The sequence below is a fragment of the Sphingomonas sp. JC676 genome, from assembly GCF_014489075.1.
Taxonomy (GTDB): Bacteria; Pseudomonadota; Alphaproteobacteria; order Sphingomonadales; family Sphingomonadaceae; genus Sphingomonas.
Map to the genome: position 1 here is coordinate 42,216 of NZ_JACTGR010000006.1, position 12,598 is coordinate 54,813.

11 protein-coding genes are annotated in these 12,598 nt (G+C 66.5%); 6 read left to right on the plus strand and 5 right to left on the minus strand.

All coding sequences use genetic code 11. The features are described 5' to 3' along the window. Positions 1–56 precede the first annotated feature (56 nt). Positions 57–2,153, plus strand: a complete 2,097-nt coding sequence (pbpC, locus tag IAG41_RS18620; protein WP_187730495.1) for a penicillin-binding protein 1C — start codon at positions 57–59, stop codon at positions 2,151–2,153. 194 nt (positions 2,154–2,347) lie between these two features. Here the strand turns inward: pbpC and IAG41_RS18625 are convergent, their stop codons facing one another. Further along, positions 2,348–2,869: an RcnB family protein gene (locus IAG41_RS18625; RefSeq protein WP_187730183.1), complete on the minus strand. Its 522-nt coding sequence runs from the start codon at positions 2,867–2,869 to the stop codon at positions 2,348–2,350. Between the two features lie 105 nt (positions 2,870–2,974). Continuing rightward, positions 2,975–3,454 carry an outer membrane protein assembly factor BamE gene (locus IAG41_RS18630; RefSeq protein ID WP_187730184.1) on the minus strand — a complete coding sequence of 160 codons (480 nt, stop codon included), beginning with the start codon at positions 3,452–3,454 and terminating at the stop codon, positions 2,975–2,977. Positions 3,455–3,572: 118 nt separating this feature from the next. Between IAG41_RS18630 and IAG41_RS18635 the strand changes: the two genes are divergently transcribed. The 3 genes from IAG41_RS18635 to IAG41_RS18640 are packed head-to-tail and all read left to right on the plus strand — an operon-like array spanning position 3,573 to position 5,187. Further along, positions 3,573–4,085, plus strand: a complete 513-nt coding sequence (locus tag IAG41_RS18635) for a ubiquinol-cytochrome C chaperone family protein (protein WP_187730185.1) — start codon at positions 3,573–3,575, stop codon at positions 4,083–4,085. Continuing rightward, positions 4,082–4,630 (plus strand): YceD family protein, encoded by a 549-nt coding sequence (locus tag IAG41_RS23000; protein ID WP_222950772.1) that lies wholly within the window; start codon positions 4,082–4,084, stop codon positions 4,628–4,630. Before IAG41_RS18635 ends, IAG41_RS23000 begins: the two co-directional genes overlap by 4 nt. A gap of 26 nt (positions 4,631–4,656) precedes the next feature. Further along, on the plus strand, positions 4,657–5,187 hold the full coding sequence (locus tag IAG41_RS18640; protein ID WP_316251193.1) for an AAA family ATPase: 531 nt from the start codon (positions 4,657–4,659) through the stop codon (positions 5,185–5,187). A 151-nt stretch (positions 5,188–5,338) separates the two neighbouring features. On the opposite strand, the gene IAG41_RS18645 is transcribed toward IAG41_RS18640, so the two are convergent. Continuing rightward, positions 5,339–6,016: a TetR/AcrR family transcriptional regulator gene (locus IAG41_RS18645; protein WP_187730187.1), complete on the minus strand. Its 678-nt coding sequence runs from the start codon at positions 6,014–6,016 to the stop codon at positions 5,339–5,341. Positions 6,017–6,132: 116 nt separating this feature from the next. Between IAG41_RS18645 and IAG41_RS18650 the strand changes: the two genes are divergently transcribed. Both IAG41_RS18650 and IAG41_RS18655 read left to right on the plus strand, forming a co-directional pair. Then, positions 6,133–8,493 carry a TonB-dependent receptor gene (locus IAG41_RS18650; protein WP_187730188.1) on the plus strand — a complete coding sequence of 787 codons (2,361 nt, stop codon included), beginning with the start codon at positions 6,133–6,135 and terminating at the stop codon, positions 8,491–8,493. A gap of 196 nt (positions 8,494–8,689) precedes the next feature. After that, positions 8,690–9,889, plus strand: a complete 1,200-nt coding sequence (locus IAG41_RS18655) for a spinster family MFS transporter (protein WP_187730496.1) — start codon at positions 8,690–8,692, stop codon at positions 9,887–9,889. A 126-nt stretch (positions 9,890–10,015) separates the two neighbouring features. On the opposite strand, the gene IAG41_RS18660 is transcribed toward IAG41_RS18655, so the two are convergent. Next, the gene (locus IAG41_RS18660; RefSeq protein ID WP_187730189.1) at positions 10,016–11,584 is read right to left on the minus strand and encodes a peptide chain release factor 3; all 1,569 of its coding nucleotides are present in this window, start codon (positions 11,582–11,584) and stop codon (positions 10,016–10,018) included. A gap of 74 nt (positions 11,585–11,658) precedes the next feature. Continuing rightward, positions 11,659–12,525: an aldose 1-epimerase family protein gene (locus IAG41_RS18665; protein ID WP_187730190.1), complete on the minus strand. Its 867-nt coding sequence runs from the start codon at positions 12,523–12,525 to the stop codon at positions 11,659–11,661. Positions 12,526–12,598: the final 73 nt, after the last annotated feature.

The following is a 12,598-nucleotide window of genomic DNA, read 5'->3' on the forward strand; positions in this document are numbered from 1 at the left end:
CGCTCCGCGCCACGCATCGCGAACGCGGCTGGCGCGGCTTATTCACGCCGCCGCGCATCCTCATCGGCGGCGGCGCCTTGCTCTTCGCCGGCGTCGGCACGCTCTACTGGATCACCCTGCCGCCGCCGCTCCCGGGCTACGCCACGGTGCGCACCACATGGCAGCCGTCCGAGGCCTGGCTCTACGACCGCAACGGTCGGCTGATCGACAGCGCCCGTATCGATTATCGGGCCCGCCGCCTCGCCTGGGTTCGCCTCGAGGACGTCGCTCCCGTTGCCCGCGACGTCCTCGTCACCGCCGAGGACCGGCGTTTCCGCGACCATGGCGGGGTCGACTGGTGGGCGCTCGCCGGGTCGCTGCGCGACAAGGCCGAGGGCAAGCGCGCCCGCGGCGCCAGCACGCTCTCGATGCAGGTCGCCGCCTATCTCGCGCCCGACCTGTCACGGCCCGGCCATCGCGGCTTCTGGGACAAGCTCCGCCAGATGCGCGCCGCTTCGCAGCTCGAAGCGGGCTGGACCAAGGACCAGATCCTGGAGGCCTATCTCAACCTCGCCGGGTTCCGCGGAGAGGCGCAGGGCATCGCCGCAGCCGCGCTCGGCCTGTTCGGCAAGACCCCCGCCACGCTCAGCCGCGACGATGCATTGTTGCTCGCGGCGCTGCTCCCCGATCCCGGCGCGGGCTCCACCAAGGTGGCGCAACGCGCCTGCGCGCTGAGCCATGACAAGGATTGCAGCCGCTTCGCCGGCGCCGCCGCCTCGATGCTCGGCCCTGCGCGCAGCCTGGCGCTCGATCCCGGCCTCGCCCCGCACCTCGCCGCCCGCCTGCTCACCAAGCCCGGCGCCAGGATCACCACTACGCTCGACGTGCGGATCCAGGCGGTCGCCATCACGGCGTTGCGCCGCCAACTCCAGGGCCTGGGCGGCACCCGTGCCCGCGACGGCGCGGTGGTGGTGGTCGACAACCAAAGCGGCGACGTGCTCGCCTATGTGGGCGGGATCGGCGGCGAATCGACTGCCCCCTCGGTCGACGGCGCCGCCGCCTATCGCCAGGCCGGATCGACGCTGAAGCCCTTCCTCTATGCCCAGGCGATCGAGAAGGGCTATCTCACCGCCGCCTCGATCCTCGACGATTCGCCGGTCCAGCTCGACACTGCCTCGGGCCTCTACGTCCCCCAGAATTACGACCGCGCCTTCAAGGGGCCGGTGTCGGCCCGCGTCGCCCTGGCCGGCTCGCTCAACGTCCCCGCGGTGCGCACTTTGCTCCTTACCGGCGTCGATTCCTTCCGCGACCGGCTCTGGGACACGGGCTATCGCGGCCTGGTCGAAGACGGTCAGTACTATGGCTATTCACTGGCGCTGGGCTCAGCCGAAGTTACCTTGTTGGAGCAGGCCGATGCCTATCGCAGCCTCGCGCTCGGCGGACGCTGGGCGCCGCTCCGCCTGACGAAGGACGACCCGCACGAGCCGTTGCGCCATGTCACTACGCCCCAGGCGGCGTGGATCGTCGCCGACATCCTTGCCGATCCCAACGCCCGCGCCGGCACCTTCGGCACGGATTCAGCGCTGCGTCTGCCCTTCTGGGCGGCAGCCAAGACCGGCACCTCCAAGGCAATGCGCGACAATTGGTGCATCGGCTTTTCCGACCGCTTCACGGTCGCGGTCTGGGTCGGCAATCTCGAGGGCGATCCGATGCGCGCCGTTTCGGGAACCAGCGGCGCAGCGCCGGTCTGGCGCGACGTGATGCTCGCGCTCCACGACGGAACCCCGAGCAGGCCGCTGCCCGAGCCAGCCGGTATCGAGATGCGCCAGATTCGCTTCGCCCAGGGCGTCGAGCAGCCGCGCCGCGAATACTTCCTGAAAGGCACCGCGCTGACCCAGATCGCCTTCGCGCCCGAAGCCGCCCGGCGCCCGCGCATCGTCAATCCGGTGGCGGGCAGCGTCTATGCGCTCGATCCCGATATTCCGCCCGCCAATCAGCGACTTGCCATATCGGTGAGCGGTGAGGTGACCGGCCATCGCCTCCTGCTCGACACCCATGATCTGGGCGCGGCGGATGCGCGTCCGATGGTGCTCGCGCCGCCGGGTCAGCACCGGTTGAAGCTGGTCGATCCGGGCGGGAAGGTGGTCGACCAGATCCTATTCACGATCCGGTAGATCGGGCGCTGAACGGCTCGTCGAAATATCTTCACATATGGTGGATTAATACGGACCCGAAATGCTTTTCCGGCGTTTACGCGTCGGTCCCACCCCCTTTCGGGGCCGTGCTCACGGGCACCGGCCGCGCTGCCGCAACGGCGCGGCCGAACCCCGAGCGGCAAAAAGCCGCCCGGGCCCCGACGAAAATCGACTTACCAGTAGAAGCCGGGAAGCACGCGGATCACGACGCCGCGGCGCGTGTCAATCAGCAGCACGTCGTTATAGTGGCGCACCCAGCTCTGGTAGCGCCCGGCGCGCGGCAGGTGATAGCGCCAAGGATCGGCGATGATGTAGCGCGAGCCGAAATAGGGAGCGCCGATCCGGGCGCCCGCAGTGAAGCGATTGTAGCGGAAGGGCGCACGCCAGTTGCCGCGCGAATAGACGCCGCGGTTCCGGTCGCGGTTGGTGCGCCAGTCATTGTCGCCCCAGTTGCGGTTGCGGTCGCGCAGGTCCTCGCGATATTCCTGATGCGCCTCGCGCACGTCGCGGCGCTGCTCGCGGACCTCGTGCGGATTGCCGCGGCGCTGCGCCTGGCGCAGCTCGCGCTGCTCCTCGCGGATATCCTGGCGGTCGCGGCGCAGCTCGCGAGTCGACTGGGCATAGGCCGCGGTCGGCAGCGCGGCCGCCGGCATGGCGACCGCGGCGAGCAGCGTGGCGGTGATGAACTTCTTCATGGCTTCCTCCAAACATGGCCCGGCGAAACCGCCGGCACGCGCATGGAATGGAGGAGCTGCGCTGAACGCGGCGGGAACGCGCCAGTCAGCTGGGAGCAAGGATCGTTACGGGCCGGTGTTGTCGCCGCCGCCCGGGCCGCCGGTGCCCGGCGCGCCGACCGTGCCGATATTGCCGAACAGATCCTGGAAGAAGTTGGAGTGACGGCCCAGCGTCGGGGTCTTCTTGCCATAAGGATCGATCGACGCGATCATCTCGGCGCCCATGCGATCGACGCCGACGACATTGCCTGCCGCATCGAAGCGGACGCGCAGCGTCAGCTGGGTCTTGGTGCGCGGGCCCTGGTACGCCATGTTGCTGCTGTCGCGCGAGACGTAATACCATTCGCCTTCGTTGAACTGGCTGGTCAGCGTCGGGCGGCCGAGCGTCTGGAGGACCGAGTCGCGATTGTCGATGCCCGGCTGGATCGCATCCACCAGCGCCGAATCCACGACATAGCCTTGGTGCGTCCGCACCGGAGTGCAGGCGGCGGTGCCCATGGCGGCTAGCAGCGCAACGGCGCCAAGCGCGCGAACGGGAAATGACATGATGGTCTCCAGGCAGAAGCAACCCGACCGCGCATTGCATCGCGGGCCGTTCGCCTCAATATGCGGCAAAATGCGGCCAAACAAGGTCGCGCCTGATTACACGGACCAGAACCAGACCATGCGATTGCTAAAGCGGCTGCTCGGCGGCCACGATCGCGGCACGGCGCCGCTTCTCTATCAGGCCGTCGTGGCCGAAGGGCGCCGGCCGCATTGGTATCAGACGGGGCAGGTGCCCGATACGATCGACGGCCGCTTCGACATGATCGCGGCGGTGCTTTCGATCGTGCTGCTCCGGCTCGAGGCCGAGCCGGAAGGCGCCGCCCCCAACGCCGCGCTCGCCGAATGCTTCATCCAGGACATGGACGGCCAGCTGCGCGAGATCGGCATCGGCGACATCGTCGTCGGCAAGCATATCGGCCGGATGATGGGCATGCTGGGCGGGCGGCTCACCGCCTATCGCGCCGGGCTGGCTGCGGGGTCGCTCCAGGACGCGCTGGTCCGCAATCTCTATCGCGGCCACGCGCCCGAAGACGCGGCGCTTGCGCATGTCGAGGCCGAGTTGCTCGTGTTCCGCGGCAAGCTCGCCGCCGCGCCGATCGCCTCCGTCATCGCCGGGAAGCTGCCCGCATGACCGCGTCCGAATTCTCGCGCCCGCACCGGCTCGACCAGATCGGCGCCGGCGAAAGCCAGGTCCACGTCGCGGCCGATCCGGCCGAGCGCGCCGCGCTCGCCAGGCGTTTCGACATCCCGGCGATCGATTCGCTCGAAGCCGATTATGCGATTCGCCGCGACGCCACCGGCATCGTCGCCCGCGGCCGCATCCGGGCGAGCGTCGTGCAGAGCTGCATCGCCACCCGCGATCCCGTCCCCGCCAGGATCGACGAGGATTTCGCGATCCGCTTCGTCCCCGAGACCGAAGGCGATCCCAACGACGAGATCGAGCTCGACGCCGACGAATGCGATACGGTGTTCTACACCGGCAGCGCGATCGACCTGGGCGAAGCGGCTGCCGAGACGCTGGCGCTCGCGCTCGATCCCTTCCCGCGCAGCCCCAATGCCGAGGCGACGCTGAAACGGGCAGGCGTGCTCAGCGAAGAGGAAGCGAAGCGTCTGGCCGAGGAGAGCGGCCCGTTCGGCGCGCTGGCCGCGCTCCGGGGCACGCCCGACAAGAGCTGAGAGATTTTCTGGACCAATTCGTTGTCATTTCCGGCTGCTCGGGTGGCGGCAAATCGACCTTGCTGGCCGAACTCGCGCGCCGGGGATTCAGCACCGTACCCGAGCCGGGGCGCCGTATCGTCACCGAGGAACTGCGGTGCAACGGCAACGCTCTGCCCTGGACGGACATGGCTACCTTCGCGAGGCGGGCGATCGCGATGGCGCTGGCCGATCGTCTCGCTGCGGAATCACGCAAGGCTCTGGTGTTCTTCGACCGCGGGCTCGTCGATGCCGCCGTCGCGCTCGAACATGCCACGGGCGAACGCACCGTCATGCCGCTCGGCACGGCCCATCGTTACAATGCCAACGTCTTTCTCGCCCCGCCCTGGTCCGAGATCCATGTCCACGACGCCGAGCGCCGACTCGAATTCACCGAGGCAGTCGCGGAATATGCACGGCTGGAACGGGCCTATCGCGCGCTCGGCTACACCATGCACCTGCTGTCCAGGGTCGACGTCGAAGCGCGCGCCGATTTCGTCCTCGCAACACTGGGCGCCGCGCCGCCGGTTGCAATGTAGGACTTCGCCTGCGAGCCGATACCGGCTCTTTCTCATCGCGAATAAAATCGAACTGCCTCACGCGTATGCGCGCGTAGACCCTGTGACGTTTGTGACTTTAGGGTAACCGGCTACCGCTCGAAGGCATGACCGGCCACGAATCTGCGCGGGCTCAAATTCCCTTGCCGATCCCCCGCGCCAGCATCGTCGCGACGGTATCGGCGATCGTCTCGGGATCGACGTCCTCGTCCCATACGCTGTAGCGCAGCCCCAGGAACACGTTCATCCCCATGATCGCCCAGGCGTGGATCTCGCCGACATCCTCGCGTACCTCGCCCCGCTCGGCGCTCGCGCGCAAACGCTTGGCGATGCGGTCGGCGGTGGTCGCATAATGCATGCGGAAACTCTCGGGATCGACGAACTCGGCCTCGTCGATGATCCGATAGATTTCCTTGTGGGAGCGGGCGAAGCGAATGAACGCCAGCAGCGCGGCGCGCTCGGCGGCGATCTGCCCCGTCGCGCCCTTCAGCGCCGGCGCGACATTCTCGCGCACCTGTTCGGACATGTCGCGGACCAGCGCGCGGAACACATCGTCCTTCGAATCGAAATAGGTGTAGAAGCTGCCCAGCGCGACGCCGGCGCGGCGGGTGATTCCGCTGATCGAGCCCTCGTGGAATCCCTTTTCGCCGAACTCCTCGGCCGCGGCATCCAGGATCGCGCGGAGCGTCCGCCGCCCGCGCGCGGTGCGCGGTTCCTTGCCCGCGCTGGCGGCCTCGGAGGAGCTGGGGCGCTGGCCCGGCGTGGGCCCCGCACCAGAGGATGTGGCCGCATTGCCACGCCCTTCAACCATGTTGCTCTCTCCCTGCTTGATCCAAGTTGAAACCCGGTTCAGGTTTCAGTATAGCGTCCGGCGACCGCTTACAACCCGCACGAACGACGGGTTGGCCACCGGGGAGGAGATATACAATGTCACGCCTGAATCCGTCTGCACGCGCCCTATTGTTTGTCGGGGCCGCCTTCGCCGCTTTGGGCGCCGCCCCAGCCTTCGCCCAGGACAGCGCCGCCACCGATGCAGCCGCGCGGTCCGACGAGACCGCCGTGCAGGACAGCGGCGAAATCGTCGTCACGGCACGCCGCCGCGAGGAGCGCCTGCTCGACGTGCCGACCGCGGTGACTGCCTTTTCCGCCGCCGCGCTCGAGCAGCAGGGCGCGATCGACCTGACTGACATCCAGAACACGACCCCCAACACCACGCTGAAGGACGCCCGCGGCACCAATTCGACGCTCGCCGCCTTCATCCGCGGCGTCGGCCAGCAGGATCCGGTACCGGGCTTCGAGGCTGGCATCGGCATCTATCTCGACGACATCTATCTCAACCGTCCCCAGGCGGCGGTGCTCGACATCTACGATGTCGACCGGATCGAGATCCTGCGCGGTCCGCAGGGCACGCTCTATGGCCGCAACACGATCGGTGGCGCGGTGAAATACGTCACCAGGAAGCTCGAGGACAAGCCGACGCTGTCGGTCAAGGGCACCTATGGCTCGTACAAGCAGGCAGACGTGATCGTCAGGGCCTCGATGCCGCTGGGCAACCTGTTCAAGATCGGCGTGTCGGGCGCGCGGCTGACGCGCGACGGCTTCGGCGAGAACAAGTATCTCGGCACCGAGAATTACAACAAGGACGTCTGGGCCGCGCGCGGCACGCTCGAATTCGAGACGCCCGACGAGCGCATGTCGATCCGCATCACCGGCGACTATACCCATGACAAGTCGCAACCGCGCAACGGCCACCGCCTGTTCGCCGGCCTGCTGACCGGCTCGCCCTATCTCCCGAACGTCTATGACACCAATGCCGGCCTCACCAATCCGAAGCAGGATGTCGAGGCGGGCGGCGTCTCGATGGCGGTCAATGCCGACATTTCCGATCGCATCACGCTGCGCAGCATCAGCGCGTACCGCGAGGATACGTCGCACGCGCCGATCGATTTCGATTCGACGCCCTCGGTCGATGTCGACGTGCCGGCGATCTACAAGAACAGCCAGACCAGCCAGGAATTCCAGCTGCTCTACAACAGCGACAAGCTGAACGGCATTGTCGGCTTCTATTATCTGGGCGCCACCGCGCAGACCGGCTTCGGCGTGCTGCTGTCGACCACGCTTGCGGGCCTCAACGCCTATACCGCGGGCGACGTGCGCACCGAGACCAGCTCGATTTACGGCGATTTCACCTACGACATCACGCCGCAAATCAGTCTTACCGTCGGCGGCCGCTACACCTGGGATCAGCGCCGCAGCCATGTGTTCAAGGCCAATTATATCGGCCTGACTTCCGAATTCGGCGGCAAGCCGGTTCCGTTCGGCGCGCCTTCCACCAATTTCGACGGCACCGCCAACTTCAAGCGCTTTACCCCGCGCGCCTCGCTCGCCTTCAAGCCGAGCGACAACCACATGATCTATGCGTCCTATTCCGAAGGCTTCAAGGGCGGCGGCTTCGATCCGCGCGGCTCCGGCACTTCGGCGCCGATCAGCAATCCGGCGGCGGGCCGTACCTATCAGGACATCTACAACTACCTCTCGTTCGATCCGGAGACGGTGAAGAGCTACGAGATCGGCTGGAAGGGCTCGGCGTTCGACCATCGCCTGAGCTGGGCGCTCGACGGCTTCTATTCGGACTATTCGGACGTCCAGATCCCGGGTTCGGTCGGCTGCCTGGTCGGCGGCGTCCAGACCTTCTGCGGCATCACCACCAACGCGGCCAAGGCCGATATCAAGGGCGTCGAGCTCGAATCGAACGCCGTGCTCTCGCGCGGCTTCGCCGGGCCGGGGTCGAACATTACCTTCACCGGCACGCTCGGCTATATCGACGCCAAGTATAAGCGCTTCATCGGGCCGACCGGCGTCGACATCGCCAATGTCCGCGTGTTCCAGAACACGCCCGAATGGACGCTGTCGGGCACGCTCGGCGCCGCGCTTCCAGTGGGCGATGGCGATCTGACCGCGTCGAGCACGCTCTCCTATCGCAGCCTGACGCACCAGTTCGAAACGGCGAGCCCGTTCCTCGATCAGCCGGGATATGCGCTGCTCGACGCGCATTTGACCTACAGCTTTGGCGAGAATGGCCGCTATTCGATCGGCCTCCACGGCAAGAACCTGACCGACGAGCACTACAAGACCTCGGGCTATCAATATATCAGCACGACGATCGCGGGCGTACCGATCAAAAATGCCCAGGGCGGTTATACCCCCACGCTGGGCAAGGAAGGCATCGCCACCGCCTTCTACGGCAATCCCCGCCAGATCTTCGCGACGTTCGGCCTGAAATTCTAAGCTTCCTTCTTCCCCCTCTCCCGCTTGCGGGAGAGGGTCCGGGTGAGAGTGAATCGTGCAAGATTGAGCGCATCGGGTGAGGCCACTACAGACCCTCACCCAACCCTCTCCCGCAAGCGAGAGAGGGCATTTTGGCGAAAGGCTACCGGTGCCCGCTTCGACTAACGCCTCCGCCCCTCGCGGCCTCGTCCTCGCAATGCTGCTGCTGGTCTACACCTTCAATTTCCTTGACCGGCAGATCCTCAGCATCCTTGCCCAGCCGGTTAAGGCGTCGCTGCACCTCACCGATACCCAGCTCGGCATGCTCGGCGGCCTCGCCTTCGCGGCGCTCTATTCGACGCTGGCGATCCCGCTCGCGCTGCTGGCCGACAAGACCAGCCGAAGCTGGGTGATCACCGTCTCGCTCGGCGTGTGGAGCGCGTTCACCGCCTTGTGCGGCGTCGCGCAGAACTTCACTCAGATGTTCCTGTTCCGGTTGGGCGTCGGCGTAGGCGAGGCGGGCGGCGTCGCCCCCAGCTATGCTCTGATCGGTGACTATTATCCGGCGGAGAAACGTGCCCGCGCCCTGTCGATCTATTCGCTCGGCATCCCGGTGGGCGCCGCCCTGGGGGCGCTGCTCGGCGGCTATATCGCCCAGAATATCGAGTGGCGGACGGCGTTCATCGTCGTCGGGCTGCTCGGGCTCGTCATCGCGCCCGCCTTCAAGTGGATCGTACACGATCGCCCGCGCGCCGTGGCGCCCGCCGATCAGGTGCCGCTGAGTTATGTTTTCGGCATCCTCGCCGCCAAGCCCAGCTTCTGGCTGCTCGCCTTCGGCGCGGCGGCTGGGTCGATGTGCGGCTATGGCGTCGCCTTCTGGCTGCCGAGCATGATCATGCGCAACTATGGCCTGAATGTCGGTCAGGTCGGGCAGTTCTTCGGTGCGCTCCTTCTCACCGGCGGCGTGGCGGGCATTCTTTTTGGCGGCTGGCTCGGTGATCGCCTGGGACCGAACAACCGCCGCTGGTACGCGCTGGCCCCGGCAATCTGTTATGTCGCCGGCACACCCTTGTTCATCGCGGGCGTGCTCTCGGGCACCTGGCAGGCCGCCTTCGCGCTGTTCCTGCTGCCCCAGGCGCTTGTCTATGTTTGGCTCGGCCCGGTGCTGACCGCGGTCCAGCACCTCGTCCCCGCCCATATGCGCGCCACCGCCTCGGCCAGCTTCCTCTTGATCAACAATCTGATCGGCCTTGGGCTCGGCTCCTGGGTGATCGGCGCGCTCTCGGACCATCTGACGCCCAGCTACGGCACAGACGCATTGCGCTACGCGATCGCCGCCGGGCTGTGCCTCTATCTCGTCGCGGGCGCGCTGATGGCGCTGGCGAGCCGGCGGCTGGCGAAGGACTGGGTGGACTAGGTAGTCTACCGAGTCGGTAAGCCCCGGAATCGCGGAGGGAGTCGTAATAGCCGATTCTATGCAGGCATTCCGAGGGCGGGGCCTTACGGAACACGAGCCGGACGGCCGAAGGTCGTCCGGCTCCTTTTACCGCTCCCGCGTCGCCGCGAACCTCACCTTGGCATAGCGGTCGGTGATATAGCCCATTTCCCAGGCGGACTTGGCCATGAACACCGGGTTGCCGTCGCGGTCCTTGGCCATCGCGCCGCGGTTGAGCTCCATGAAGCCTTGCAGATCCTTCGGGTCCTCGGCCGATACCCAGCGCGCAGTCTCGAACGGCGCGACTTCGAGCCCCGCCGCGACCTTGTACTCCGCGTCCAGCCGCGAGAGCAGCACGTCGAGCTGGAGCTGCCCCACCACGCCGATGATCCAGTTCGAGCCGATGTCGGGATAGAAGACCTGGGTCACACCCTCTTCGGCCATGTCGTCCAGTGCCTTGCGCAGCTGCTTGGTCTTGGTCGGGTCCTTGAGCACCACGCGGCGCAGGATTTCGGGCGCGAAATTGGGCAGTCCGGTGAAGCGCACGTCTGCGCGCTCGGAGAGCGTATCGCCCACGCGCAAGGTGCCGTGGTTCGGGATGCCGATGATGTCGCCGGGAAACGCCTCGTCCGCCAGCTCGCGCTCGCGGGCGAAGAACAGGATTGGCGAGTGGATCGCGATCGGCTTGCCATGCCCGGTCGGCGTCAGCTTCATGCCGCGCTTGAAGGTGCCCGAGCACAGCCGCATGAACGCGATGCGGTCGCGGTGGTTGGGGTCCATGTTCGCCTGGACCTTGAATATGAAGCCGGTGACTTCGTCGCGGGTCGGCTCGACCGGCGCCGGTTCGGCCGGCTGGGCGCGCGGCGGCGGGGCGAACTCGGCGATCGCGTTGATCAGCGAATCGACGCCGAATTCCTTGAGCGCCGATCCGAAATAGACCGGCGTCAGGTCGCCATGCCGATAGGCGGCCGCGTCGAATTCGGGATAGCCGACCTGTGCCAGCTCGACATCGTCGCGCAGCTTGGCAAGATTGTCCGCCGAGAGGATCGCATCGAGCTGCGGATCGTCGAGCCCCCTCGTCTGGATCACCTTGCCGTGAAATTCGCGGCTGTCGCCCTCGGGCAGCAGCAGGCGCTTGTTGGCAAGGTCGTAGATCCCCTCGAACGTCCCGCCCATGCCCACCGGCCAGGTCATCGGCGTCACGTCAAGCGCAAGCAGATTCGCCACCTCGTCGAGGATATCGAATACCTCGCGCCCCTCGCGGTCGACCTTGTTGACAAAGGTGATGATCGGCACGTTGCGCAGCCGGCAGACCTCGAACAGTTTGCGCGTCTGGCTCTCGATGCCCTTGGCGACGTCGATCACCATCACCGCCGAATCGACCGCGGTCAGCGTGCGATAGGTGTCCTCCGAGAAGTCCTCGTGGCCCGGCGTGTCGAGCAGGTTGAAGGTGATCCCCTCGCGCTCGAAGGTCATCACCGAGCTGGTCACCGAGATGCCGCGCTGCTGCTCGATCTTCATCCAGTCCGAACGCGCGCGCCGGGCAGCGCCGCGCGCCTTCACTTCGCCGGCGAGATGGATCGCGCCGCCGAACAGCAACAGCTTCTCGGTTAGCGTGGTCTTGCCCGCATCGGGGTGAGAAATGATCGCGAAGGTGCGGCGGTCAGAAACAGACATCGCGGCCCTCTAGAGCATCGCAGCGAAAAGTGGGAACCGGTTTTCGCGCCCGCGATGCGACAGCAGGACTCGGCTCACGGCTCCAACGTCACCTGCATGCTGAAGGTCCGGCTCTGGCCAGGCTCGAAACGCAGGATGCCGGGCTTGTCCCAGATCCCGCCGGAAAAGCCGATCGGGTCGGCGATGCCGTGCCAGGGCTCGACGCAGACGAAATGTGCGCCCGGCTTGGTCCAGATTCCCAGACTCGGCGTATCGGGAAAATCGACCCGCAGCCTCGGCCCCTCCCCGCCGTCATAGCGCACCGACTGGCTCTCGACCTTCGCCCAGATGAGCGCATCGCGCTCGAACAGCGCGTCGGTCAGCCTGAGTTCACGCCCGTCGAGCGGGCTCGGCCAGCCATGCTCGTCGATCCACCCGCCCAGTACGATCGCCGAGAGATCGGACGGCTCGTCCTTCTCGAACAGGATGCGATGATCGCCGCGCGGCCGACCATAGGGTAGCGGCCAGGCGAATGCCGGATGGAAGCCGAAGCTCGCAGGCATCGCCGTGTCACCGCGATTGGTGACGGTAATGTCGATCGACAATGTCGTCCCCGCCAGCGTGAACGCTGCGTCGACCGTAAAGGCGAAGGGATAGACCGCCCGCGTCGCGTCATTGTCCGCCAGCCGGAACACCGCGCGATCTGCCGCGTGCTCTACAGCCTCGAACATCTGTCGCCGGGCAAAGCCGTGCGACGGCAGCGCATACTCCACGCCTTCCAGCCGGTACTTGTCGTCCACCAGCCGCCCGACGATCGGGAAGAGCAACGGCGCCCGCCCCGTCCAGAAGGCCGGATCGGCATCGGTCATCAGTTCGCGCCCTTCGGCGTCGCGCAGATGGCTGAGCTCGGCACCGAACGGATTGATCGTTGCCGATAGATTTTCTGACGCAATCTCGATCATTCGCCGCTCCCGAAGCCTGGCGCTGATTAGGCCGAAGCCCATCGCGCGACAATCAGGAGTTCGCCCGCTTTAT